32 protein-coding genes are annotated in these 25,225 nt (G+C 45.7%); 2 read left to right on the forward strand and 30 right to left on the reverse strand.

All coding sequences use genetic code 11. From position 1 onward, the window contains the following. Positions 1–62: 62 nt before the first annotated feature. On the forward strand, positions 63–413 hold the full coding sequence (locus tag MKY24_RS16725; protein WP_339200418.1) for a hypothetical protein: 351 nt from the start codon (positions 63–65) through the stop codon (positions 411–413). A 340-nt stretch (positions 414–753) separates the two neighbouring features. Here MKY24_RS16725 and MKY24_RS16730 read toward each other — a convergent pair whose 3' ends face one another. Further along, positions 754–1,725, reverse strand: coding sequence for a hypothetical protein (locus MKY24_RS16730; RefSeq protein ID WP_339200420.1), 972 nt, complete (start codon positions 1,723–1,725; stop codon positions 754–756). Between the two features lie 468 nt (positions 1,726–2,193). Beyond that, positions 2,194–2,640, reverse strand: a complete 447-nt coding sequence (locus tag MKY24_RS16735) for a NucA/NucB deoxyribonuclease domain-containing protein (protein ID WP_339200422.1) — start codon at positions 2,638–2,640, stop codon at positions 2,194–2,196. A gap of 408 nt (positions 2,641–3,048) precedes the next feature. Here MKY24_RS16735 and MKY24_RS16740 point away from each other — a divergent pair, with 408 nt between their 5' ends. Continuing rightward, positions 3,049–3,513, forward strand: coding sequence for a hypothetical protein (locus tag MKY24_RS16740; RefSeq protein WP_339200424.1), 465 nt, complete (start codon positions 3,049–3,051; stop codon positions 3,511–3,513). Positions 3,514–3,966: 453 nt separating this feature from the next. On the opposite strand, the gene MKY24_RS16745 is transcribed toward MKY24_RS16740, so the two are convergent. The 28 genes from MKY24_RS16745 to MKY24_RS16880 form a co-directional block, all read right to left on the reverse strand. Beyond that, positions 3,967–4,527 carry a phage holin, LLH family gene (locus MKY24_RS16745; protein WP_339200426.1) on the reverse strand — a complete coding sequence of 187 codons (561 nt, stop codon included), beginning with the start codon at positions 4,525–4,527 and terminating at the stop codon, positions 3,967–3,969. A gap of 2 nt (positions 4,528–4,529) precedes the next feature. After that, a complete protein-coding gene (locus MKY24_RS16750) occupies positions 4,530–5,525 on the reverse strand; it encodes a GH25 family lysozyme (protein ID WP_339200428.1) in 996 nt (331 codons plus the stop codon). An 11-nt stretch (positions 5,526–5,536) separates the two neighbouring features. Next, positions 5,537–6,007, reverse strand: coding sequence for a phage holin family protein (locus MKY24_RS16755; protein ID WP_339200430.1), 471 nt, complete (start codon positions 6,005–6,007; stop codon positions 5,537–5,539). An 81-nt stretch (positions 6,008–6,088) separates the two neighbouring features. Then, entirely contained in the window at positions 6,089–6,217 is a 129-nt protein-coding gene (locus MKY24_RS16760; RefSeq protein ID WP_339200431.1) for a hypothetical protein, read from the reverse strand. A gap of 18 nt (positions 6,218–6,235) precedes the next feature. Continuing rightward, on the reverse strand, positions 6,236–6,616 hold the full coding sequence (locus tag MKY24_RS16765) for a hypothetical protein (protein ID WP_339200433.1): 381 nt from the start codon (positions 6,614–6,616) through the stop codon (positions 6,236–6,238). 18 nt (positions 6,617–6,634) lie between these two features. Beyond that, complete coding sequence (locus MKY24_RS16770) at positions 6,635–8,302, reverse strand: phage tail protein (RefSeq protein WP_339200434.1); 1,668 nt, start codon at positions 8,300–8,302, stop codon at positions 6,635–6,637. A 1-nt stretch (position 8,303) separates the two neighbouring features. Then, positions 8,304–8,864 carry a phage tail protein I gene (locus MKY24_RS16775; protein WP_316243847.1) on the reverse strand — a complete coding sequence of 187 codons (561 nt, stop codon included), beginning with the start codon at positions 8,862–8,864 and terminating at the stop codon, positions 8,304–8,306. Next, positions 8,857–9,987 carry a baseplate J/gp47 family protein gene (locus MKY24_RS16780; RefSeq protein ID WP_339200436.1) on the reverse strand — a complete coding sequence of 377 codons (1,131 nt, stop codon included), beginning with the start codon at positions 9,985–9,987 and terminating at the stop codon, positions 8,857–8,859. The genes MKY24_RS16775 and MKY24_RS16780 overlap by 8 nt, the downstream gene beginning before the upstream one ends. Further along, the gene (locus MKY24_RS16785; protein WP_339200437.1) at positions 9,971–10,321 is read right to left on the reverse strand and encodes a GPW/gp25 family protein; all 351 of its coding nucleotides are present in this window, start codon (positions 10,319–10,321) and stop codon (positions 9,971–9,973) included. Before MKY24_RS16785 ends, MKY24_RS16780 begins: the two co-directional genes overlap by 17 nt. Continuing rightward, the gene (locus MKY24_RS16790; RefSeq protein ID WP_339200439.1) at positions 10,318–10,719 is read right to left on the reverse strand and encodes a phage tail protein; all 402 of its coding nucleotides are present in this window, start codon (positions 10,717–10,719) and stop codon (positions 10,318–10,320) included. The genes MKY24_RS16785 and MKY24_RS16790 overlap by 4 nt, the downstream gene beginning before the upstream one ends. 2 nt (positions 10,720–10,721) lie before the next feature. Then, complete coding sequence (locus MKY24_RS16795; RefSeq protein WP_339200441.1) at positions 10,722–11,249, reverse strand: phage baseplate assembly protein V; 528 nt, start codon at positions 11,247–11,249, stop codon at positions 10,722–10,724. Position 11,250: 1 nt separating this feature from the next. Next, a complete protein-coding gene (locus tag MKY24_RS16800; protein ID WP_339200443.1) occupies positions 11,251–12,381 on the reverse strand; it encodes a contractile injection system protein, VgrG/Pvc8 family in 1,131 nt (376 codons plus the stop codon). Between the two features lie 2 nt (positions 12,382–12,383). Then, positions 12,384–12,590 carry a tail protein X gene (locus MKY24_RS16805; RefSeq protein ID WP_064963706.1) on the reverse strand — a complete coding sequence of 69 codons (207 nt, stop codon included), beginning with the start codon at positions 12,588–12,590 and terminating at the stop codon, positions 12,384–12,386. After that, entirely contained in the window at positions 12,587–14,437 is a 1,851-nt protein-coding gene (locus tag MKY24_RS16810) for a hypothetical protein (protein ID WP_339200446.1), read from the reverse strand. The genes MKY24_RS16805 and MKY24_RS16810 overlap by 4 nt, the downstream gene beginning before the upstream one ends. A gap of 302 nt (positions 14,438–14,739) precedes the next feature. Further along, positions 14,740–16,170 carry a phage tail tape measure protein gene (locus MKY24_RS16815; protein WP_339200447.1) on the reverse strand — a complete coding sequence of 477 codons (1,431 nt, stop codon included), beginning with the start codon at positions 16,168–16,170 and terminating at the stop codon, positions 14,740–14,742. A gap of 168 nt (positions 16,171–16,338) precedes the next feature. Further along, complete coding sequence (locus MKY24_RS16820; RefSeq protein ID WP_316243856.1) at positions 16,339–16,677, reverse strand: phage tail assembly protein; 339 nt, start codon at positions 16,675–16,677, stop codon at positions 16,339–16,341. A gap of 45 nt (positions 16,678–16,722) precedes the next feature. Then, positions 16,723–17,247, reverse strand: coding sequence for a phage major tail tube protein (locus tag MKY24_RS16825; RefSeq protein WP_316243857.1), 525 nt, complete (start codon positions 17,245–17,247; stop codon positions 16,723–16,725). Positions 17,248–17,261: 14 nt separating this feature from the next. Next, the gene (locus MKY24_RS16830; RefSeq protein ID WP_339200450.1) at positions 17,262–18,710 is read right to left on the reverse strand and encodes a phage tail sheath family protein; all 1,449 of its coding nucleotides are present in this window, start codon (positions 18,708–18,710) and stop codon (positions 17,262–17,264) included. Further along, complete coding sequence (locus tag MKY24_RS16835; RefSeq protein WP_316243859.1) at positions 18,711–19,067, reverse strand: hypothetical protein; 357 nt, start codon at positions 19,065–19,067, stop codon at positions 18,711–18,713. Beyond that, positions 19,057–19,527, reverse strand: coding sequence for a hypothetical protein (locus tag MKY24_RS16840; RefSeq protein ID WP_339200451.1), 471 nt, complete (start codon positions 19,525–19,527; stop codon positions 19,057–19,059). The genes MKY24_RS16835 and MKY24_RS16840 overlap by 11 nt, the downstream gene beginning before the upstream one ends. After that, a complete protein-coding gene (locus MKY24_RS16845) occupies positions 19,524–20,072 on the reverse strand; it encodes a phage tail protein (RefSeq protein ID WP_339200452.1) in 549 nt (182 codons plus the stop codon). The genes MKY24_RS16840 and MKY24_RS16845 overlap by 4 nt, the downstream gene beginning before the upstream one ends. Next, complete coding sequence (locus MKY24_RS16850) at positions 20,069–20,482, reverse strand: hypothetical protein (protein WP_339200453.1); 414 nt, start codon at positions 20,480–20,482, stop codon at positions 20,069–20,071. Before MKY24_RS16850 ends, MKY24_RS16845 begins: the two co-directional genes overlap by 4 nt. A gap of 18 nt (positions 20,483–20,500) precedes the next feature. After that, a complete protein-coding gene (locus tag MKY24_RS16855) occupies positions 20,501–20,659 on the reverse strand; it encodes a hypothetical protein (RefSeq protein ID WP_339200454.1) in 159 nt (52 codons plus the stop codon). A gap of 17 nt (positions 20,660–20,676) precedes the next feature. Then, positions 20,677–21,711, reverse strand: a complete 1,035-nt coding sequence (locus tag MKY24_RS16860; protein WP_339200456.1) for a major capsid protein — start codon at positions 21,709–21,711, stop codon at positions 20,677–20,679. A gap of 16 nt (positions 21,712–21,727) precedes the next feature. Further along, on the reverse strand, positions 21,728–22,120 hold the full coding sequence (locus MKY24_RS16865; protein ID WP_339200458.1) for a head decoration protein: 393 nt from the start codon (positions 22,118–22,120) through the stop codon (positions 21,728–21,730). Beyond that, positions 22,120–23,268: a head maturation protease, ClpP-related gene (locus MKY24_RS16870; protein ID WP_339200460.1), complete on the reverse strand. Its 1,149-nt coding sequence runs from the start codon at positions 23,266–23,268 to the stop codon at positions 22,120–22,122. Before MKY24_RS16870 ends, MKY24_RS16865 begins: the two co-directional genes overlap by 1 nt. 10 nt (positions 23,269–23,278) lie before the next feature. Continuing rightward, on the reverse strand, positions 23,279–24,976 hold the full coding sequence (locus tag MKY24_RS16875) for a phage portal protein (RefSeq protein ID WP_339200461.1): 1,698 nt from the start codon (positions 24,974–24,976) through the stop codon (positions 23,279–23,281). Then, positions 24,973–25,206 (reverse strand): DUF6148 family protein, encoded by a 234-nt coding sequence (locus tag MKY24_RS16880; RefSeq protein ID WP_322175121.1) that lies wholly within the window; start codon positions 25,204–25,206, stop codon positions 24,973–24,975. The genes MKY24_RS16875 and MKY24_RS16880 overlap by 4 nt, the downstream gene beginning before the upstream one ends. Positions 25,207–25,225 lie beyond the last annotated feature (19 nt).

A 25,225-nucleotide genomic window follows, 5' to 3' on the forward strand; every position in this document is an offset into this window, starting at 1 on the left:
TTTTTCTAATAATTGTACACATAATATAAATGTAAAAATTCTTATGGAAAGAAGGATGAAGAGTGGCTGATTTTGAGTTGATTCCATTTGTCAGAACATCTGGTACTTCTAGGACTGGAGAAGGACAGTCAGCGTGGGGGGATTGGCAAGAATTGAAAGCTCCGCCGGGATTGGCCTTTAATGATCGGGTGCTTGAGAAAAGTTGGGAATTACTTGAATCTAGGGGACGGGACCATTTTCCAGGATGGGAATTTTCTGAACCAACCCCAGTAAGGTCTGATCTGCCAGAAGTGACACTCCCAACTCGTATGAAAGTTCGCGCACATGCAAAGAGCCCCGGAGGAATAAGCAATATAGGTGAATCCGGCATGGCGAAAATAAGAGTGTCTGGAGATTACGTAAAACTTTCTTGATTGTTACCTAGAAAATCTTATATCTACAAGACTAGTGCAACCAAATAGTGGTGTAAAAAAAGAACTCTATTGGTCATAATCCAATGGAGTTCTTCTTTTCATCTACTCTAATTCAAACTGATTACGGAAGAAAGAGAGGACCCGTTAATCTTAATCGACTCCGGTTTAATCTTCTTTATTGTACCTCCGTAGTCCACAACCATTATCAACTCATCGCTCAACGGCCGATCCTCCAGAATAATTCTGAATACTCGATCTGTTCTTCCACAAAAACGTAAGTTTACCGTTTTGGCTGGCTTATGCTTACAACTACAAAAAAACCATCCGGAGCATACTAAATTCATCCAAATATTTTAATCACCTCATTTAATGCTCTTAAAGGGGGAAGATAGTCCTGTAGAATATCCATTATCAGTTGTGCGATTAATTCTTCTTTTTTAGCCTCTATTTCTTTCTTTATTTCTTCAAATTTGTCTTTCAAGAAATTCTCATTAGGTTCAATTTTCATTTGAAAGTCCGGTAATACTAATTTTCCAATTTCCTGCACTGCATGAACGGATAGACGAGCTAGCCACCCTTGTTCTAATTCACTTTCTTCAGTATCTTTCAACAGGACAAAAACATTAATCTCTGCACTAATTTGTTTACCGTCAAAATCTAAGTGGACTTGCGGCACTCCTTTTAGCTCGATTGCAGTAAGAAAAGATAATTTTTCTTTAAGGTATTCTTCACAGAATTCTTCTGCTTTTCTTAATACATCTCTTTTTAGCTTATCAATGTCTAACGCATCTTGAATTTGTGCGATTTGCTGCTTAATTTCTTCAATTTTAGCTACATACTCTTTACCTTTTTCGGTGATTTCCGGTGGAATATTATCTTTGAAGAAATCTAATGCTTTTACTACATCTTTTGGGTCAAGATTTTTAGCGCCGTTGTTGATTACGTCCGTGATTCGATTTTTAGCCTCTTCAACTTCCTTAAACTTTTGCTCGGCCTCTTCTCGCATTTTTATAGCCTCACGTTCCAAGCGTTCCTTCTCCTCCTGAAGCTTACGTTCGGCCTCTTCTCGCGCTTTTCTAGCCTCACGCTCCAAGCGTTCCTTCTCCTCCTGAAGCTTACGTTCGGCCTCTTCTCGCGCTTTTCTAGCCTCACGCTCCAAGCGTTCCTTCTCCTCCTGAAGCTTTTGCTCGGCCTCTTCTCGCGCTTTTATAATCTCACGCTCCAAGCGTTCCTTCTCCTCCTGAAGCTTACGTTCGGCCTCTTCTCGCAGTCTTCTTAATCTACGCTCAGCTTCTCGAAAAGGGTTTGACATAATTATCCTCCTTTTTTCTCAACTCAGGAATAATTGTTCCCTTAAAATTACCGGTTATGCATGAGCTGGGTGCACAGGTCGAGACAATACCACCTGGTTATGCCGCTGCGACTGTGGCAAAGAGATACTTTTAAAAGGTACCGCCCTAGCGGTTCGAACAAGCCCGTAAAACACGAGAGATTCTGCAAATAACGGAGAAGACTGTCGATGGAGTGCCACTTCCACTGTTAACCAAAAAAAGTACGGTTGATGTAAGACAGGACATAAAGGGATCTATAAGCGGGTTAGGAATGGTAGAGAAGTTTATGAGATAAATATAACGGTAAAAGGCAAGAGATATGTATGCTTCCGCTGTAACTCTTGAGGATGCGATAGAGAAAAGAAAGCAATTAGAAGAAAAATACCATAAACCACTACTAGATAAACAAAAGAAATCCCCGCCGACCAATTAAGGTTAACGGGGATTTACTATTTAACGATAAATTCAACTTTTGTTCCGTCTGCATATTCATCCAACTTGTGACCTACCCACGATCCAGCTCCACGGTTATCCTTCGGGCTTATGTACTTTATATCCGCGCCCTTTCCACCTTCTGCACACATCGCCATAGGCCATTCATCTCGATCCTTACCCTTCTTGGTGGGTACACCCTTTAGGGACAGGTCGCGGTTATGATCGGCTCCATCACGGTCAATCGTGCATACTGGTGACTTCCCGGCTGCTATAGCCTCTTTAATATGCTTTGCTGTTTCAGGATAACGGTCTGATGGAAATTCGAGCTTGACCGTATCGGCAGATATCTGCGTTACCGGAACGGCTACAGGGTCGCTCTTAGTAGGCTTTACAACATCTTGTTGCACGCTGCAGCCAGCTAATAGGACTGTTATCAACACGGTAAATATCCATCTAAACATATGTGTTCCTCCCCCTATAAAACAGAAAAATACCCCAGCAGGGTGTCACTGATGCTTCTATATAATATCGTTCTTTCTAAAAATGCACATAACAAAATGCTAAATAGGCATTTACTCCTATATGAAATTTACATTTTATTCTTCATAATTACAAATATAGTTAAGATATGACAGGGGGTTGGCTCTCTAATGAGGAATTAATTAGATTTAGTAACATAATCAGTAAGAATTGAGACACTGCTTTGCCGCTTCAGACAGTGACGTGGCTTACTACACTACGTATCTGTTCAGTTACGATGATTTTAGAGTAAATAATAACCCGGTTGATAAATAGACCTGCCTTTTAAAAACAGGATAAAAAAACAACTAGATATCTAATGCGGGAACAACTTGAGAGGATGAAATTAAATGAGAAATAAATGGTTTTCAATTTTATTAATGGCAATGATTACTTTAGTCACCATTCTTCCTAGTTATCCTGAAACAGTTTCGGCAGATACCTACCATGTAGGCCAAACGTGGGAAGTTAAAGATGGAGGTACGTCTTACACCTTTGACCTAGGAGATCCTGGAGTTCCGCGAGACATGTATAGCATAAAGAGTGTTTACAATGCGAAAACAGAAAATACTGGAGATCGTCCTGAGTGGGTTTCCCTGTACTATTCTCAGGATGGAGTAAAATGGTACTTAGAGGATTCGACACCGTTGTATTATGATAGATATGATGGTGTTTACACTATTCCTTGGACAATATACAAGAGTAAACACCCAGAAGTGAGCCATATCCGGTACGTTAAGATAGAAGCTAACTCATGGCAGGTGTCTATCAAAAACATTCGCTTAGAAGTAGTGGACAGATCTGTAGCTAACTAGTACATGTTTAATTGTCTGATGACGAAAAGTAGCGTTCAGTGTTTCAGTACACTATTAAAAACGGTTGCTGGGCAACTTTAAACATGTCTGAGTGGGCTAGTCAACAACATTAGAGAAAAGTAAAAATAACAGGTGGTTGTACTGTATAATTATAAAAAATATAAAGCGCCTCTTTAAATTCATTGTAAATGATCAAGAGGCGCCTTATTCTCAAGAAAACTGCCAACTAATTCAGCAAATTACTGACCCTACTAATGGTTACGATTATTAAGCTCGTCAGTCCCCGTAACTCCAGCCGACTGCCATCCACACAAGCCTCGGCCAAGATGTACCCAATCACCGCCTAAGATACATCATTTACACCAGTTACTTAATAACCATATTGCTATCCGCTCTAAAAATAATGAGCACAGTAGCGCTTCACGTTTCAGATTATACAACAGTTCTATTGCTCTATTCAGTGGATGTAGGTGCTTTAACAACTTCTGCCGGTGCTGAAATAGGCTCGAATGTAGGTTGAACCTGCGCAGAAGCAACGGTTCCCGCCTCTGCTGTAGCCTGAGCCAAGAAATCATTAAGCTTTGCAGCTAGACCAGATACAGCTTCCTTAACTGCTACCTGTGCTGCATCCTCGTCCGGCTGTGCTTCAGTAGCGAGTACCGCTTTTGTCTTAGCCTTATACTCCAGATATGCCTTCTCTATTGCAGACTTTAACTCTACTTGGGATACTACGATACCTTGACTGGTAAGAGTAAGTGAAGCATACTGCAAAGCCTCTTGAAGCTTCCGTTCTCCCCCGGCCTGCTTAAATGCTGTTTGAGCAAAAGCAAATCCTTCTTCTGCAACCTTATGGATTACTTCCCTCTGTGCCGCCGTTGTACGGGCCTCCAACCATAAATTTACTTTTTGCTTAACTGTGTTCAGTCCAGCCAAAACGAATGTCGTAAGTACGCCTACGGCAGCTGTAGCAATCGTGGTCACGTATGGTTGTACGCCTTCGATTAATGTTTGCACGATTATTTATCCCCTTTCGTTTTCAGAGCAGCAATTCTATTTTTAGAGTCCCATGAAACTTCGGCTCCGTAAGATTCAGCAATTGGCCGAAGTTGTACGTAAGCGACACCTTCCACAAGCTGCACAGATTGCAATTTACGATTGTTCAGATACGCCACCTTTTTAGCATTGTCCCAACGTAAAGAGATGCTAAGTGCGCTAGCCAGCGTACGCAATGATACGTAAGTCTTGCCGCTGAATATCAGTGCCTTTCCCGCACTCTCCCCGTTAATTTGAAATGATCCACCCTTAACAGAAGCATTCTCCTCTTTGGGTGCAGAAGGATTTTTGCTAAACCGCGTCCGAAGCTCGTCTACCGTACCATCAAATTCATTCAGGTCGACAGGCCCGGCGATGCCAGCCACCTTACGTGTGCCGGACGGGAGTGTACCACCAGCCGAGCCATCGCTATACTGCCAAAAGTCCCAGCGTGACCATCCAGATGCACCAGGCGGAACCTGTGTAGCGCTGTACCGAGCAATCCACAACGGATAATTGGACAAACCAGTAAAATTGCCGATAAACGACGGATAAGTGTACACGATGGGTCGCACACCTGTAAGTCGTTCAACCTCCTGTAAAAACGCCTTGGCTACGGCTGTGACCGCTGCTTTGCTTAAGTTAGACTTATTAGACTCATAATCCATTACAGGCGGCAGGTCAAATGTGGACGCGCCTCCTGCGTCCTTAATCGCACTGACAAAGTTCGCCGCTTCCTTACGGGCTTCATCCGGTGTCGTGGCAGAATCGTCAATGTAGTGATACGCTCCGATCATCAAGCCAGCGGCCTTCGCAGCCTTTACAAATGTTAGAAACGTCTTGGACCGAAACGACTGTCCCTGTGTAGCCTTAATAAAAACAAAGCTTATACCATCTGCAGCTACCTTTTTAAAATCAATATTGCCCTGGTGATGGGACACGTCGATCCCTTGTGCATTACCTTTTTTTCGTGCTTGCAAAATAATTCCCCCTATACAGCAGGTTTTTGCCCCTGCTCTTTATTTTCTGGTTCTGACTCAGACATGTTCGGATTAGGTGCTGGATCGCTTTTTGACTCGAAAATCTTTACAGCGTTTCGTAATACAGTAGGCATAGGTACGCCCATCCGTCCGACATTCTCTGTAATAGATAACAGTTCGTTCGCTAGGTAAAAGCAGATAACTGCATTTTGAAAATAATTCAGTCCGCCCAGTGCTGCATCAATGAAATGCGCAACGACTACAACCAAAAAGATTGCCACCTTGCGAATAATCCCATGAAACCCAACTCGGCTGCGCAGCTCCCCACGTATCCAAGCAGCGGCCCAGCCAGTCAACCAGTCCACAATGACCATAATGAGCAGCAAATGTACAAACACGCTAAACCCTCCCAACAGGTAGCCAGCTATCGCCCCAAACCCCGCCGCCGCTCCCTTAAAGATGTGTGTTAATCTATCGTCCATGACTTCCCCCGTCCTCTCAAGTAAATAAGCCCTCGACCACTCCGAGGGCATGAAAATAGCGCATCCGATTGGATACGCTGATTAAACATTTTGCGGCGTTGCTAATATCGCTTTCCGCTCATCTTCTGATATAAATTTCGGTGTATAACGCCCAAGACGTTCCTCATCCACTTTACCCATAGCCCACATGTTAACCAGAAATGAATACATCTATTTCACCCCCTTCCATTAGCTTGTGCTTGAAACGTCCATAAGAGCAAGCATAGCGGCTTCTGTGCTGTCCTGGCGCGTCCTTAACTCGCTCACTTGGTCTGAGAGTGGCGCTTGATGTTCGGGCTTTGTCTCGCCAGTATCCACATAAACAAACTCCATCTTGCCAGTGTCCGGGTTAACAATGTAGGACTTTGCGCGCTGAAAGTCTTCGTAATACTGTCTATAGGTTAGTTGCAATACCTCAACCTGCGCCGGATCGAATCCCTTTAGTTGCGGGTAAAAGCCCATATCATCTTCTTTGGTTGTCTCACGTGCATGCTCGCTTTCAATTTCCGGCGTTATAAAAATTACCTCGCCGGATGCTTTTCTCCAGTAAACTTTTGATCCAATTTGCATGATACCCACCCTTTCTGCTTATTCGAATGCGAACCATTGAAAGGCTTCCATAACCGCAGTAGAAGACGCGCCAGCATAATCATTGATTTTACTGCTCCCAATCAAACATGAAAAACCCCCACTTTGTTGTGTGAAGTTGCTTATGCTAATACGATTGTTAAACCTTCCGTACATAGATGTGTCTCCTTCATCCGGTATCGTAGAGGTTGCATAACCCTCTATATACAGGTTGTTGTATGTGTCTTTCAACCTTAGCCGGATGAACACACGTTTAGGAAGGAAAGTCATGTTATTGACGCTTACGGTCATAGAGGCCCCCACGCTGGAGTTAGCCGCAGTCGCTGTCTGACCATTGAACGTACCGCTTGCGAATCTTTTTACTGGCAGATTCGTTATAGCAGCCGCGAACTCATCACCAGTCATGCTGGCGTTGGCGTTCCCGCCTTTTCCGTTGATAGCGTTCGCGATCTTGGTAAATTTATCAACGGAAGATTGCTTTAAATCGCGTAAGGAAGTCCAAGACGAATCAGCATTTTTAAAGAATACATCGTCACCCTGAAACCTTAAAACAGCTTGGTCGGTTCCGTCTGTTCTTCGTAGTAAATCCGTTGCTGTTGATGTCCAATCCGATCCATTAGATACGCGTACTTGCCGAATAACCAAACCTGTAAGATTTGATGTACCACTTTTAAATGAAGCTATGTCTTGGGTATTTCCAGCTACTTTACCTAAGTCTCCAAGACGCACCGACAATATTCTTTGTAAATCACCGCCATTAGTAAGTAGTAATTCTGTCCAAGGTCTCCAATCAGTATCATTGAAACATATCCGTTCATAAATTCTGCCCGGATTATCGTGTGTGAAGTACATTTGTACAATTGCCCCGGCACCGCCTAATACCAAAAGCTTGCCATAACTGTATGAGTTAGCAGGATAGTTTAAGTATCCTGTCCAATCTCCTAAACTAACGGTATAACTACCTTCTAGTTTTGCCGAATTCCAATTGGCAGGTACATTTCCTCGGGACCTGTAGCTACCTGTAAATAAGTCATTATAAGCGGTGCTCAAAGCTTGTGACGTTGGAACAGTGGTGATAGAAGTACTTGTCCGATCGTTGGACAACTGAACAATACCCTTTTGAGTAGTGCTGGCATCGGGGACTTTTACATTTAAAATCTGCTCGTCCGTGTACTCCTTAGATTTCTTTAGGACATCCGCTACATCTTGCGGAGTAGCATAAATAATTGTGTCGTCAACAACCACCGTCACCTGGGCTGTATTGCTTACAGTCAGTTCGAAGTTAAATAGCTTCTTTAATACAGCGGAGGTGTTTTGAGCATCAATGTACTCGGCTCCCTCACCGGAATTTGCATAAGCGTACAGGATCTCGCCTAGGTCTGGATCGGTCGCCCATAAACCGACTTCGCGAAAAAAAAAGCCGGAGGCAACGCCCTGGTTGCTAAACTCAAAACCTGGGACAACCACATTTTCGTTTTGTATCTTCAACCGACTGACTGGGAAGGATATTTTCTCATTGATAAGAGCCTTTAATGCAATCGGCATTTGCCCAGCTAACTTCCCGTCCCCCGCTGAAAATTTTGTATATGTTATTTTGGTCTGTCCAGCTTCTGCCTTTGCCAGCAGATTTCGACCACGATTAGTAATTTGGATTCCGTCGAAAGCCAATTTAATTCACCTGCCTTAAATTGATGAAGTCCACTTGCTGTGTACCTACACCATAGTAATGTGTGCCCTTTGCCGAATCCAAGACAACAACGCGGCGCAGGTGGGCGCTTTTCCGCTTCACAGACTCGACAACCTCGATAAACTGCTGCGCCTGTTCTTCCGTGGCCTTTGGGTTGGAGACAACAACCTGAAAATAGCCAGGATCATCGCCGTACTCCCACCATTCCTCCACCTTGCCATAGCCGAATATAGTGGTCACTAGATCCTCCACAGCGCTCGGTGTGCCTTTGCGTCGATGGAGGGGGATAGACTGTCGAACAAGCTCCCTACGCTGCTCAAGCGGCAATGTAGGGTCGTAGTAGTCTACATGGAACTGCCAAGCCAATTCGTCCGTTTCTTCGTCCGTCCAGTCGCTTCGCCCGAACAAATTAACCTTCTGGATTTTTGCGGTTAACTCGTCCATCTTTACATCAAGCGCCATCGCTGCATCACGCACCTGCTTATCTGTCCGCAAGTTATCAGGTAGCAGGTCCAATAGGCTTAATTCTGAAAGCTTAATCATCGACCAGCCCTCCAAAAACCACCGTCGTAGTCCCTTCCTTGGCTACCTGACTTGAATTAAGCTCCAAGAATACAGGTGATCGAATTTCAAGTCGTGAAGCTCCGGCTGCAACAAGCATATGCGTTAGCTGAGATGGGTTTATGTCGCGCCCTAATTTTGACTTTTGCCACAGCTTGTATTCAGATGAAGCGACCTCTACGGCCTTTTGAATACTCGTTACGTCTGTCGCTCTCGATTTACGGATATAGTAAGTCAGATCAATATTGTAATCGACTGTTGTGGGCGATCTGACAGTCACTTTATCTGTAAGAGGCCGCCGCTTTCTGTCGTCCAACACCGCGAACACTTCGTCAAGAACGGTTTGTGTGGGGATGACCCCACCAGCAAGCAACACGGTAACCACCACCTGCATAGGACTCGGAGAATCCACATGTACGTCTGCTATTGATGCACTGGCAGTTTTGGCCCAATATTCATACGCACCATCTGGACCCGCTACACTAAACGATTCCGGGGCAATGTGAATCCGCTCGCGGTATGGGTCATTGTCCTCCACGGCAGCTCCGCCCGATGTTTCAGTAAGGTTGGTGACAGATGCCACGTATGGAAGTGGGTCAATTAACGTTGTGAGTTGGCCTGCAATGTATCCATTACCTTCTGTGCCAGACACATTACATTCGGCTGCAGCCGTGACCACAACATCACCGATCGGCACCGAAACGGCCTCCTTGGTAGAAAAATATATGGTCCCGTCCCCCTCAGTCGGACCTATACGGGTCCCTGCGGGGATAATTTGGACATTTGTCAGTGGAGTGGACAACGTGAACTGGATTAGGGTAATGGCATAATCGGCACCCAAACGCGGTGTTTCCACGAAGGCTCCCAAATGATCCAGTACAGCGCCGCGTGCATAACGGAGTAGTTGCCCCTTAGCGACCTGATTCAGCTTAACTTCTTGCTGTAGCATCTTGTATGCTATTGCATCAATGAAAATACGTAGCGGATCGGCTGGGGCAAGCTGCCTCTTTGCGATTGATTCATAAAGCGTAATAAGTGAATCCTGCATTGCCTTAACATCTGCTTGGACAAAATCAATATCCGGTAGTTCAGCCAGTGTAGTCATCTGCATTCACCTCCTGTTCGTCGAAGTAAATGACCGGAATTAACCGCCCATTGTCAGGATCATCCTGCGGATTAACAAACTGTATCTCCTGAATTAAAATCCTTGGTTCATACTCACCGACCAGCTCATAGATTTGCGATGTAATAAGTGCCTTGGAAACCTCTGTGGGTTCGTCCAAAGCAGCAGGATCAAATCCGAATTGCCGATTTAAAACAACCGATCCACGCCAAGCCGTTAACAGTGTAAATAGATTCTGTCGCAATTCTTCCTCTTTGTTGGCTGGTGCAAAATCAATCTGACGAGTACCGGATAACGTAAGGTTGTACTGGCTCATTTAACATACTCCTTTAGCGTAATGTTAATGGTCCCAGCTAACAGGTTCCCTCGGTTGTCTACGTAACTCCAAGCCTGCTCCAGACCCGTAACAACCCACAGACCAACGCCCAACTTTTTACCGCCGATTGTCAACGCTCCAGCCTTTCCCTTCCGATCCCATTCCACCAACTTCTCCATTTCTTTTCGCGGGTTAGTCCCATGCCACGCTGCGAAATACATGGTAAATGTCACGGTGTCCAGCCCCGGCCCTAAGAACTGGCTTTTGGGCTTTTTCAACATGATTTCATGGTCCGCCCATCGGCTGGCGGAGGAACGGGTAAGTTCCCGGAATGTACGTATGACCTCCGGCGTAACAACAAAAGCAATATTGCCGTAGCTCCCTATTTTAGCTGCCATAATTATTCACCTTCAATCGGTTCATTGAGTTCCTTTACCGATCCGACGACCGTTACATTACCACCGAACCGGACCGCTGGAGCATTTATATTTACGCTGCTGGCCTTAATCTCTACGGTTTGGGCTGTAATTTGCACGGAATCCGCTTGTATACTTACGGCCTTCGCTTGTACGTTCACAGCTCCGACCGCATTGACCTCTATGGAGCCTGTATTTTTATCAAAATACACGTAGCTGCCATCCTCGAAGTAGATACCACGCTGGGACTGATCGGCGGGCATATCATAGCTGCCATCATATAGCGCACCAAGACAGAAACCATCTGTCCGCCCGCCACCGCGAAAGACACACAGCACATTGTCGCCCGGCTCAGGCATCGCGTTTGATAGCCCCCAACCAGTCCCGGTTGTTAGAAGCGGCAGTTCCGGGGAAACCATGTCGGACATGTCTGGGAAGACTACCCGGACCATTCCTGTGTCCGTATCTACGCTGGAAACAACGCCGATCCTTACTAATTCATCTGCAGCCATGTCACCACCCCAAAACTTTCCTAATTTCCAGATTGGTCGTATAGCCCGACCCACCAACTGCATGAGTGGCGGAAACGATAATGTACTTACCGTCAAACCTGCCAAAGCCTTTTATAGTGATGGTCATCCCAGCAGCAAGGCCCACATTACCCATAAGAGACAATGTAGCTTTACCAGCCTCTTTATTCTTTTCGCGCAGGCTCTTACGGGCCGCGTTAATTGCCTCAGCCTGTGAACCAACGCTCTGAGACACCTTTAAGATTGGTCCATCTTTCGGAGCGCCAGGCGGACGATAAATAACCTTAATAGGCTTTGGCTGCTCGGATTTCTCTTTCTTCTTTTTTGAATCCTTAGAAGTTGATTCAGCAACAGCTTTTGTTGTACTCTTATCATCTTTTTTCTTAGACGTGCTCTTTTTTGCGGCAGGCTGATAACTGACCTCGCAACCTGCATATGCCACGTCCTGAGTAGAGAATGTAAAACCATAGCTGATAATATCCGAAACCCCGCGTTCTATGGTCAGCGCTGGCGGTTTTTGCTCATAAACGTATTCGTCAAAGAGGACAAGCTTTTTGCCCGTTACCTTTAAGGCGATGCCTTCCTGTTTACACAGATCATTGAGGAACGACAAATCAGACACATCGGTCTGATCCTGGCGGTCGTATTTCGGATTGTTATGGGCCTCATACATCAAAGAGAAACCCGCACGCTTGGCAATTTCAGCAGCAATAGACTTGAGCGTCACAGACTCCCAAGCCTTCGTTTTTTTCTCCTGACGCACGTTAGTAGTAACAGGAAGAGACACTGCTTTAATGCTGACCGTATCGGGTGGCCCGGCAAAGTCGATTGAATCGACCTCAAACGTGCCACAATTGAGCCGCTTAATCTCTCCAAGCTTATCCCACCCGATTGTCTTTATATATGCAACTATCCTATCTCCCGCGCTTGGCGACCAAGGGCCTGACCATTTACGTGCCTTATCTTCAAGGTTAATTTGCAAATCGTCCAACGTGCCCGGCTCTGCATCGGTATAAGTAAAATCCAATAAGTAATCGGACAACTCTTTGGTGATGTCCTTGCCGTTGTAGTTAACAACAACTTGGGCACGTCTTGCGTTAATGATATCGTCCATGCTCACACCTTCCACGGAGGCAAGTCAGAGGCGGTTTCTTCAACCACAGAAACGTCCGGCAGTTGCAGAACTGTCCCGGCAGAAAAAACAGAAACGTCGATGTAGTCCAGATTCAAATTCATGATCTGTATCATCAACGTTTCATCGCCAAACACCTTATAAGCAATCATGTCCCAGGTATCGCCCTGGATCGTGGTATATTTCGTCATAGGCTTGTCCTCGCATCTTGACGCTTCATTTGCTTGTACTGCTGACGGAAAGAAGGTTCTGCAGCTTTGACCGCCTGCGTCACTACTTCTTTATCCGCGTTCCCTTGGATTACAATATTAAAGTTAAGATTCAGATTGTCACCGTTTCCGCCTGGGTTGTAGCCCATGAGTCTATTGGTTTTTTCCAGTAGATTCATGGATCTAGGCTTGTTGTTGATCGGAATTGCGGCTTCCCAGCCAGCCTCACCCATAATGGACGGACGGTTGGTAATATCTCCATCCGCAAGCATTGGAATTTCGGGTATGCCTAAACTTCCTATTGTCTCGCCTCCGAGTAAATCGGGCATAGTGAAACTAAAGCTGTTTACTTTCTGGATGGCTGAATTGATAATTGCGATGACATTGTTAAATGCCGCTTTCACGGCTCCCGTGATACCTTCCCAAATGCCCACCGCAACCTCTTTTATACCTTGCCATGCTAGATCCCAGTTACCCGTGAAAACACCTGTCAAAAAGTCAATCACACCGCCCAGTACATCAATAATTCCACCTATAACAGGCTTGAGAATGTTGATAGCACCAGTTACAGCAGTGGTGATAACGGGCCATGCCCATTTAAATATACTGACCAATCTATCAATTACAGGCGCAATACCTGTGTTGTATATTGCCATAATCAGACCACCGACCTTGCTAAACAGAGCTCCTATTTTAGGCAACCATGCAGCCAGTACAGAACTGACCTGAGGCAACAAAGTTTTCGTCAAATATCCAAAAACTGACGTAAACACAGGTCCAAGCTTGGAAGAAATAGAAGAAGATAGTTTCATAACCAAAGGGATTATCGCATTGAACGCTTGCTTACCAACCTTCATAAGTGGAACAAGCAGAGAAGCAACAGAATGCAATGCTGGGCCGATCCCGGTGACGATAGATTCTATTACAGGCGTGATAGATTTGCGAAGATCACTCAATCTGTCTACAATCTCTCTAAAATCCAAACCAGCCCCAAATGTGAAAGCTTCTTTAAAATATCCTTTAATATCGCCCATGATTGGCTTGAGACTTGCAACAAACACTTCCGCCTTGCCTCGTATATTATCGAATATATCAACCGCACTATTTGATATTTGAATAGCCTGATCCGGGCTGAATCCAATGGACTGCAAACCTTTATTGATTTGTTGTACTCCTGATATATCACCAGTACCAATTGTGATGTTGTAAGCTACATCACCTAATCCTTTAAGAATATCAACATAGGGCTTTAATCTGGACAATCGATCATTTATATCGGTAATAGCACCGGATAGCTTGTAGGCATTCTCCTCACTCAGTCCTATTTCCCTACCGATATTGCTTATTCCGACCGCAGCAGTATAATATCCTGTACTATCCCATGTATTTTGAAGTAACTGTCCAGTCTTCATAATGATTTTACTAACCCAACTCAAACTGGTTCCTACGCTTGAAAAAAATTTGTTAATCATCGGTCCTGTTTGATTAAACCAGTTACTAAATTTGTTGAAGGCTGGCAGCAGCAAGTTAGAAACAGGAATAATGATCGACGTTAATAACTGCCGACCAATGCCCTTGAAGGCATCGCCCATGCTGCTATATTTTATTTTCGCCATCTCGTCAATCGTGTTTTTTGTCTTATCGAACTGCTTTTTAACATTGCCATAAGACTTGATTACGCGAGCTTCCAAATCTTCGGCTTGGGTACCAAACAACTGCACAGAAACAGCATTCTTCAAAACCGGGTCCTTCACAGCTTCAATAGCCTTCACGGTTTTCAGGAATGCTTCCTGTGCGGTCTTACCGCCTTTGGCGAATGCTGCTGTCATTTCTTTACCGCCGAGCCCGATGGATTTGTATGCCTCTAATGATGATTTAGATCCGTCTTTTGTACGGATACCAAATTCCTTAATACCGTCACCGACTTTATCACATACTGTTCAGCAAGGCTCGCTACGCCTTACCCGCCACTAAAGGCAGCTGCATGTTTCCATGCAGATCAGACTATATCAAGAACTCCTAAGAGTCCCCTCCCATTTCCACGCGCTTGCGTGTACTCGGTTTCTCACCGATAGTCGTTGCACGTTCCCGTATATCACGGTCTTCGCTCATGATTTCCCTCGTCTCAACGTTAGGGTTTCCCATGAATTAGAGAGGTTTCGGTATGGCGTCGCCGCCATAAAGCCCTAATAAAAAGGTTAAAGGCCCCGGCATCCAGACCTGCAGAAAAAATATCGAACATACCTTCTGCGCTGAATCCTAATTTTGCAAAGTAGGCCGAATATTCATTGGCGCTGTCCAACAATTCGCCGGACTTGTCCAGCCCCTTCTGTGCGCCCTGTGCAAGCAGATTGTAAGCCTGCTCCGATGTGATACCAAAGTTTTTCATCATGGTATCGACGGTCTTAATAGACTCATCAACATCCAGATTTTCGAAGGTGTCTCGAAGGACAATCGCGCCTCGTGCTGATTTTTCTAGTTCAGGCCCGGTTTGCTTCAAGACGTTTTTCGCCTTACCGACGACAAGCGCTAGATCGTTCCAATCCTCACCTAGCTTCTGATTGTACAGATTCTTGGCAATGTCTTTCATGCCCTTCATTTGGGCCTCTGTCTGCCCTGTGCTGGCCTGAATTTGAAGCATGGCCTTCTGGTATTCGTCCGCATATTTAAACGCAAAAAAGCCGCCCGCAGCCACGGCAGCTCCCGCCATCATCCCAGCTCCACCAGCGGCAAGTAATGTACCGCCGCCCCCTGAATCATCTCCGCCAGATCCACCGCCACCACCGCCCGAAGGACCGTTAATGCGTTGGATATCTCTCATTCGCTTCTCTAATTCTTTAATCTGCCTTACATACGCTTCAATGTCGTTTCCGAATTGGTTTGAAGGCATGCGAATGCGGGCTATGTCTGCAAGAAGCTTCTTCATCTCTCGCAGATCTGGAATAACAATTTTCAATTCGCTAATCATGTTCTGGAAAACGTCTTTGGGGCCGTTTATTCGCTTGATATCTTTAAATTCATTTTCCAGTTTTTTAAGATCTTCTCGGATATCTTTGACGATATCACCTGTGATCCGCATAGATTGAATGACTCGTATTTGCGCCTCGACTGCTCTTGCGTCTGCCATCATCGGTTCGAATACTTTCGCGCCTATCCTCAAATGTCCAAGAGCCTTGAGCTTGTGTTCAAGCCCCTGCACATTAACCTCTAGCGCACGGGTTATGTCTCCCGACAAGCGCATGGACTGGAGCCGTGTAAGCTCCGTCTTCACGTCCCTGATATCATCTTTGAGAGGCTTAAAGACGTTTTCCCCAACCCGGTTGGCATTAACGCTTTGCAGCTTAGTATTTAACTGCCCAACTTCTTGCTGCAAATTGGTAATCGCTCCAGTAGGCATCTGGATATTTTTCAGTTCTTTAAAGCTATTTTCAAGACCATTTACTTTTTGAATCGCCTTATCAAACGCACCAAAGAAGCTCTGGTCCAAATTAGCCGCGAGCTTCATCGCCACATCATATTCGCGTCCCACTATCTCACCGCCCTCTCTTTCGGGCCTTTTCAACTTCCTCTAGCGCCTTCTCTTTTTTAATTGCATAAGCAGAAAAAGCGTCCTGCCATTTAGACAGGTCGCTTATCGGTTGATCCAACCAAAAATCAATGCTGTTTCTGGTTTCTATTGATAAAGTCAGTACAATTTCCCGGATATCAGATGCAACATCTTCACTTGCATCTATAGCAGCAAAAAATTCTGAGCCATAACAGTCACTTTAGAAAAATAGTTGCCCGGAAGTTCGAGAATCAACTCCATCGGAACACTTGCAGCCTCAGCACATACAGCAGCTTGCAATTCCATACTAATTGCCTTGACAGGAGTTTTCATATCATCAAGATCCAATCTTTTAGTAAGTGCAATCATCTTACGACCATTGATTTTATTAAAATCAAATTTCAATTCCGTATATTTTTCGCCTTCAAAGTCCCAAGGTTTATCGAATTTAAGCGTATATTGTGAAGTATCTTCTACCTTCTCCACTGGTTTCAATTCTGCCTCTTTAGCGATATTAGTCATGTTATAATCCTCCATATTTTAATCCGGGTCAACGCCCGGAAATGATTAATTCCCAAGCGCCTGACGGATTTTTGCGTAGTAATCGACACCATTGATAACACAAACAGAGTTGTATTTATCAATTTCCACCTTGACCGCTCCATTAAGTGTGATCTTGATATAGGTCACTTCAAATTCCACAGAATTGTCGGACGTCGCTCCTGGTTCCAAGCTGCCCAAAGACATTGTTTTGGGATTACCGCGAAATGATACCTTGTACGGTACAACATCCAACTGCCCGGTTAAACGGTTCTGCACCTGGATAGCTGCCCGTAAATCTATGGCGTGGATCTCTTGAGCAAAAAGGGAATAATAACTTTCTTCGTGAGTCCTGAAATTCAGGGTAGTAGACATGGCATCGAATTGGGCCATAGTCGGAGTATTGACAGTACCGTTAATACCCCCGCCTGTCACGTCCTCAGCTAGTAATGTGATTTCGGGAAGGTCTACGGTTGTAGTCCCCAAATACTCCGAACCATTACGGTAAGCCTCATATTGTATCGTCCGTTGACTGATCTGCTCTTTAGCCAATGTTCAAACCTCCTTTAAGCTGCGAACAACGATGCAAAGTAAGAAGCATCGTATTCCAGTACAAAATCAATATCCTGACCCGGAGACGGCGGCGTGATGTACACATGAAATTTCATTTTGCCATCAATCAGATTTTCTATTGGGTTTTCCGAAGCGTTAAATTCAACACGTCCACCCAGCAAGTAACCTGCAGCTACCAGACCATTGATCCAGACGTTCACTGAATCAGTGATTGCCTCGATCATCTTCTTATTGGTTGGATCATCAAGGTACTTCCAGTAGGTTAGAGTCAGCGTATTACCAATCCAGTTGAACATACGGCGTACCGGTATAAAGCTAGATTGCGGGTCTTTAGCATCCGGGTAAACTCCTGTCCGGTTACCCCACACTACAAACCCTTCGACAAAATTGAGTGCTGTTACGATCCCTTGCGCATTAAGATACTGCGCTTGCTGTGGACCAAGTAAAAAATCACGATCTGTCAAAGCAGTACCGTCAATATTCGCGTTTGTATTCGACGGAGAAGTCGAAGGAATGCCGCCATTATCAACGTCAGATTTAACGGTTGCTGCAGCCACAACCGTAGACATGTGGTATTCCGAACCGTCCTTGGTAGCCAGCGGATAGGTGTTAATCTGCTGTGGGTCCGTATAAGCATTGTCCTTCTTCCACTTCGCAATCTCGGTATATACAACGTTGGATGGCAGATCTGTGAGGGCCGTTGCTTTAAAGTGCCCACCGTTAAGCGAGTTGGCTTTTGCAACCATAATCGCACCGACCACAGGATTATGTGAAAACCCCGGTGCAGCAATTAGACCGGGAACAATTCGGAACAGCGGGAAAATTTGATCCAGCAATTCCAGCCCCGTAGCAATACCTGTGTCAACATCCATACCGCCGATAATATCCGCAGATGTAACTTTGCTTTGGTCCAGTTTGCTGTAACCAACTTTGACCTTTGCACCAGATGCCAACGCGCCGGAAGCGATACGAGATACCACCAAATGACCAGCTTCGTTAAAGGAAAGAGCGTAATCGGTGCCTAGTATATATGTGGTCGCCCCATCATCAGATGTGACCAGCACAGAAGTTTTAATGATCCCCTGCACCGCAACCGTAAGCGTGCCATTAACCAACGTATAAGAAGCCGCCGTGACTGAGGTTGCATGCTTCACAGGGTCCAGAACGTTAATAAAAACGACTGGCGATTGTTTCGAAATTTTAAAATGGAAATGCATGAATTCAGAAAGGGTAAAATCATCCCAGTCGTCCGAATATCCGAACGCAGCAACCGCGTCAGCCCACGATTCGCACAGAATCGGCTTATTTACTGGTGTAGCATCAAGCGTACTAAGGTTGATCGGAGCTGTACCGAATACAACAGGCAATGTGACATTGAGCCGCACAGGGGTTATGACAGATGCGGGCTGTTCAGTGATAAATACACCATGACGTTCAGCCACTTAAATTCCTCCTTTTTGGATCGCCTCAACCACAGCGGCATAAGCAATGTTATGAGTAGTTCCCGGCTGGTCCATCGCCACTTTAGCGGCTGCCAGATTAGTAACCGGGACAAACAGTTCCGTGATGGCAGGGACTTTGTCTGAAATGTCACTTAGATATGCCGGGAACCCACCCAGTGAAATGAAATACTTCGCCAGTCTTCCACCCGGAAGATTGGGACCAATGTAAATCAGTTGTTCGCGCTCGGTTGTTTGGACCGGCTGAACAGGAACTACAGACGAACCGTCTTTCTTATCTTTTACAGGCGGCTTTTCCGCCTGTTTAACGTCTTGAATTTCTGTTTTTTCAGTAGTCAATCTGAACACCCTCTCTTATTGCAGGAATGATCCAACTCATGTCCACATAGCCGAAAAAGTAAGGGTACATATCTTCTTCCTCGAAAAGTGAACATGTGAGCTGAGGTTCCAAAATAAATTGCTTGTCCAACGTTCGGTTGGAAAGAAAGTGCTGTCTGATACGCTGTGTGATATTAAGGACAGTATCTTCACCGCGCATGTCCAGCCCTTCATCAATGATTCCAACGCTCAACATAATGGCGCACGTTGAGTTTTCGGTGTCCGAAACATCGACAACATCACCCACACGAACAAGAATGAACGGGTAATGATCGTCATCATCTTCTTGGCTTTTTGCAGGCAGGTTCTGCGCGTAAATGTTTAGTTTGGACAACTCACCACGTGCATTCAGATATGTTGAGTCAGCAAAAAGACGCTCCAGTTCTTTGACCAAAGCGTCTCTAAGCATAAATGGGGTCATGGTTTCAACTCCCTATCCAGTTCGTGCATAATACGTTCCTCGAAGGTTTCTCGGGCTTTCTGCTCAACAGGAGTACGCACTTTTTGCTGATTGAACATTTCTGGAGCTGGAGGACCGTACAGACGGCGAATAGGCAGCCTCTTCTTTCCTTCACGGACGAATATCTTTACTCCGTTTTTGTCTGCCACAAACGCGCCCTTGATCCCCTTTACCGCTCCCCCTTTTTTAACAGCCGCCTTCAAAACTTTAGGCCGCTTTCCCGTTGCTCGTTTCGGATTGAACTTGTATTTATCCAGTCCAGTTCCCCGGCTGGTCGAACGCACTACGCTTGAAGTAGATGAAGCGCTGGCCTTGGTGGTTGACAATGTTTTATTTACATCGCCTGATTTGATCACATATTCCTTTGCGATTTCTTTTTTTACATTGGTTCGTGCATTAGATGCAACACGGTTCATCGCTCGGGACACAGCCGTTTTAGCTTGAGCCTTGACCTTCTCGTAGCGCTTCTTCATCACCGCAAGCTCTTTGACATCGACGCGAATCATGAGCCTTTACGCCCCAACGTGATAGTAACCATATTTTCATCATCTTGGATATCTGTGACCGTATAGGTACGTTCGTCGAATCTGATTTTGCTCTGCAGCACAGGTAACCTGCCAAAGTTCAGCAGGAAGTCGGCACGCTGGGCATAAAACAAAAGATCGGCATCGTAAACGCCATCTGTTGGATTCGAGGCGCTACTTTTCCGATCTCTCAGTTCATCATCATCAACAATAACCAACATTTTGACAGGCGGTTCAGATGTGGCAGGCAGTCCGTTTTTCGGCGGACTCATAAAGGCGATTTCATGCCAGTCGGCAAACTCACGTTCATTCAAGAAAACGGACTTCACATCCCGCTCGATCTGATCCTTAAAACTGAACGGTTTTATCAATTCAGTTTGAATATCGCTCATGACGCGCCTCCTAACCCCTTATTCCGCAGGCTTGGCGGTATTCTTCTTGTCATCCTCTACCATTCCAAGATCAATCAGTCGTTGAATCGCCTCTTTGCCAATACTAACAGGGACCTCTTCACCAATTTTGTAATTCTTATCGTTGTGACGGATATTCCACGTTGCTATATGTGCCATCTCTGTTTTCCTCCTTTTTAGTTAAGAACCTTAGCTACATACCATCCGTCCACATTTTGCGGAACGACGATAGGACGGGCCAACATTTGCAAGTAACGAGCTGCAGGTTCTTTAGTAGTCCATGATTGCGGCGTTACCTTTGCCTTGACATACTGGAACTGACCGTCATCCCCCATGATCAAGTTAGCTCCATAGTTAAACTCAAACGGTTTTCCGTCTGGCAGTAACGCAAGTGTTCCAGCAGGAATGTAATCCTGCTCTTCACCTTCTTCGTCGGTGTATGAATTGGTGTAGGACCAGATATGAATAGCAGCCTGACGCAAATAACCATGATATACAACGCCCTCTGGCAGAATGTCTTGGTTCAAATTACCGACATCAAGGGTTTCTTTTTCTGCTTTGATCATTGCAAGCAAAGTAGGATGACTAGTAATTGCAGATCCAACTTCAAAAGTGGTCAACACCCTACGCATGGTCAAGCCACTTTTTCGCATGACCTTCATTTTCTTCTCTGTGAGATAAGCAACAACATCAAAAGTTGGGTCCGAGAAGTCTTTTCCTGAAAGAACTTCCTTGTTGGTAAAATCCCAATCCAATTCCTGATTCACACCTTCACCGATTTGCGTTGTCTTGCCCGTAAACATGGTTTCGGACAACTGTTGAATCTTTCGGCGGTCGATTGTGCTTAACAATTCAGCCGTGTCTTCGATCAGGAGTTTCTGCGCCCGAACATCCGGAGAATCCGGGTTATACAAAGTCTCTCCAGCACGTCTTACTTTAAGATCGTTCCGAGTGATGACACGCATAGGTTTAACTAGCGCAGGCTTGTACTGTTTGGCTGTAAATCCAGTGCGCAGTACAACCTTACCTGGCATCAATTCATTGACATAAGGAGCCAGCGGACGGTGACCTTTTTTAGTCTGGATTTCAATTTCATCGGAGTCGAACGTTTCCCCTTCGGATGCGTATGTGTCCAGTAGGTAATAAGAATCCTGTGGAAATGATTCGACTACACGGAATAACTGCGGAAATGCGTAAATATCTTTTGCCATAATGTATTAATCCTCCCTATTTAACTACTCGTTTTGTGATAAGACCGATGTTACGCATGGCGACTTCGTGTTTTGCAACTGTATCAGTGCCGCCGAACTTGAGAGCATCACGATTAAACTCACCAGATGTGTAAGCCACGGCCCGAGCATCCTTGGTTGTAGCGTCGACCTCTTCGTCTGCCAAGATGCAGTATGGATTCTCAATACCGCCCGTCTTACTCGAATCTACTGGCACAGTGATCGGTGTTCCTGCGTACGGATCTGTTTCAGCGAGTTGGCTTTCTCTGCCCAAGACAGTACCACGTTTAACCACTCCAGACCCCGCTTTGACGATAATTGCAATGACCGTTTTCGGTTCGACTCCACCTGCGTACAGATTGTCATACGGCTGGCTTTCATAAGCTGGCATTATTTACGACCTCCCTTTTTGTTTTGGAGCTGCTTTGCATACTCAATCATGTTGTTGACGGCTTGTTCGTTTTCAGCGTCATCATTTGATGCACCGACAGTGATTACAGGCGCTTCTGGGGATACATTTTTCACACCGCTGTCGTCCGAATCTTGTTGGCGTTGCGTCCCCTCTTGGCCCACACGCGTAATTGATGCTTGAACGATTTTCATAGCCACATCACCGGCGGTTTCGCCATTTGTGATGGCATCTTTAATAAAAGGCTTGGCTCCAGGGGCGCCCTCCATATTTGTCAGTGCGCTAATACGGCTGCGTTCGGCTGTAGTAGCCAGACTGACCACCTCGTTGTACAAGTCTGGGTGCTCGTTTTTCAGTTGGTTTAAATCCATCGGTTTGTTTTCTCCCTTCATTTGGCTTATCTGATTTTTCAGTCTTTCTGCTGTTAATCCAGTAGGTGCGCCACCTCTATTCGTGTTGACGCTGGCTAATGGAGTCTTGGCGTTCAGGTCAATAATACCTTCTGGTCCTCCGTCACCAAGAGCTGGAGACTGTGAGATGAACCCGCCTTTAGAAAGGAACTCGTTGCGTATTTTGTTAATGACTTCTTCGGGTATAACCTGACCTCCAGCGGCGCTATTCGTCGTTTGTGGGACCGTCTCAGAAAACATGATCTCATCAACGAACCCTAATTCCTTCGCCTTCACCGCGTCCATCCAAGTTTCCTGATCCATCAGGCCAAGCAATTCCTCTCGACTCATGCCCGTTTTGTTGACATAAGCGTTGGCAATAGAATCATCAACAGACTTGAGCATGGTTGCCGTATCATTCATGTCATTGCGGTCACCCCATGCGGATGTAGATGAATTATGGATCATCATCTGCCCAGCAGGAGACATGAGGACCTTCTTGCCCCCCATAGCGATAACAGAAGCGGCAGAGGCGGCAAAAACAACCTTAACCGTGGAGTTTCCGTGGTAATCTCGGAGAGATGTGTAGATTTCTGCGCCGGAATAAACATCACCCCCGCCTGAAATAATTGTAATTTCAACATCTTCGCCGTTTGCTTCATCCAAAAAATCCGAAACAGCAGCAGGGTTAATGGTTGCAATGCCGAACCAGTCATAAATCCAAACCACGCTTTGACTCACAACAGTTCCGTTAAGTTTGAGCTTCTTCGCCATCTTTTTCTTCACCCCCTTCCTCATCGTCGTTGTCTTCGTCGCCCTCATCAGACGGTTCAGATGGCATAACTGGAACTGGTGCAGCTCCTTCGGTCAGTCCCAGTTCCTTGAGTCGTGCTTTCTCATACGCACGCTGTTGAATGTTTTGTTCCCATGATCCGCCGTTCAGCTCGACCGTTTCCTTTGTGGCTGTACTTAAATTGTTCTCAATCCGGGTAACAGCAGCGCCTACTTCCTTGGTTGGATCAAGTAAACCCTGACTTGGTCCATGCCATTCAGCCCGTGTGTAGGCAGCAAAAATAGCCGGGTCATCAAAGATGCCAGGCGCGTTTATTCTACCTTTGGTTACAGCCTCAACAAACCATTCTTCATAAATAGGCTGGCAGAGCGTTTTAGCCAGCCAGGAACGGCGCATGCGGTACATTTTCCAAGCTTCCAATAGTGCTCCACGGCTCGCTGAGTATGAAGATGTGAATTGCTTGGTCAGTATTTCATATGGCAGTTCAAGAGCTGCTGCAATCTGTTTCAGCAGCGCCCTGACGAAAGCCTCGTAGTTCGGATTCGGCCTTGATGGGTCAGCGAACTGAACGTCCTCACCAGGGTCCAGATAAACAATTGCACCGCGACCCATTTTTATATTGTCGCCGCCTGTTCCCGGTATAGGTTCTTGATACTGATTGTCAGTTTCCGGTTCATTCATACCATACGGATCTTGCCCATCGTCTCCTGGAGTTTTTACAAACACGGTGTACATTGACGTTATAACAGCAGCCATCAATTCCGCCTCTGTATACTGGTTGAGGAGTTTTAAAGATTCAATAATAGGCGCAATAATCGGTATGCCCCGGCGTTGCCCTGGTCGCTCCGCTTCAAAAAGATGGATTACATTCAATCGCCCCGTCTGCTTGCCATACTTCTCGACCCGGACCCATTCCCTTTCACTTGTCAGGTCAAACCTACTGCTACCCGGATGACGGTTGCTGAAATAGTACGCAACCACCATACCGTCTGCGTCAACCTCAACGCCAGATTGGACCCGATCCAAATCGTCCAATTGCACATTAAAAGGAGTATCACAACGGTCAGCTTCAACTAGGTTGATTCTGAGGTCATAAACCGCATGATCTCTCGGCAGCATTGGCAACAAAGCGAATACGTCCCCGCTCATGAGGGTTGACAAGAAAGCTAGGGCTTGCAACTCGTAAAAATCATTGAGCCCTGCCGCATCGCATTTGCTTGTTTCAGCCCACAATGCCCATTCCCTGTGTATGCTCGCCCTCAAGTCTTCGCTTTCCTGATCGCTGAGTTTTAGAAATTTGGAATCAAAGGCAGGGTTGAGGCGTAAGCCAGTACCAACGATGTTCGTTCGCAAACCCTTGTGAGCTGCTGCAACAACGTCAGATCCCATGTGTAAGTCTCTGGCCCGGGCTCTAAGCTCGTTAATATTCTCATGAATATCTGCATCAGCGTCACCAACTGGCGTTTGCCACATGACCATTGACGATTTTGTGCGGCTAGCTCCATGCCTGCCGTATCCTTTTCCACCAAATGACTCTTTGTAGCTATTAATAACTGCCTGAGCTGCTTCATGCCTTGCAACATCCAGGCGGGACGCCTCTCTTTTAGCCGCAATTCCCGGAGCCACAAAGTTTAGAGTCTTGTCCAGCCAGTTCATCGGTCAAACGGGGTGATTCCTCTTACTTTGCTTCTGCGTTTCACTCCCGGATTCTCCAAATCGTCAACGATGCGACCATAATATCTCTTGCGTTCCAATACCACGTTCATGTCTGTCCGTGTCATAGACCGACCAGCGATGGTGTATGATTTTCCTGTAGCGAGTGCCGCCTCAGCGTCACACCAAAGCTTGTACATCATTTGAGCCTCGGCTAAAGTCATTTTTGGCATATCCCCTGTTCACCTCCTT

Origin of the sequence: Paenibacillus sp. FSL P2-0322, assembly GCF_037975315.1 — a bacterium.
Taxonomy (GTDB): domain Bacteria; phylum Bacillota; class Bacilli; order Paenibacillales; family Paenibacillaceae; genus Paenibacillus; species Paenibacillus polymyxa_B.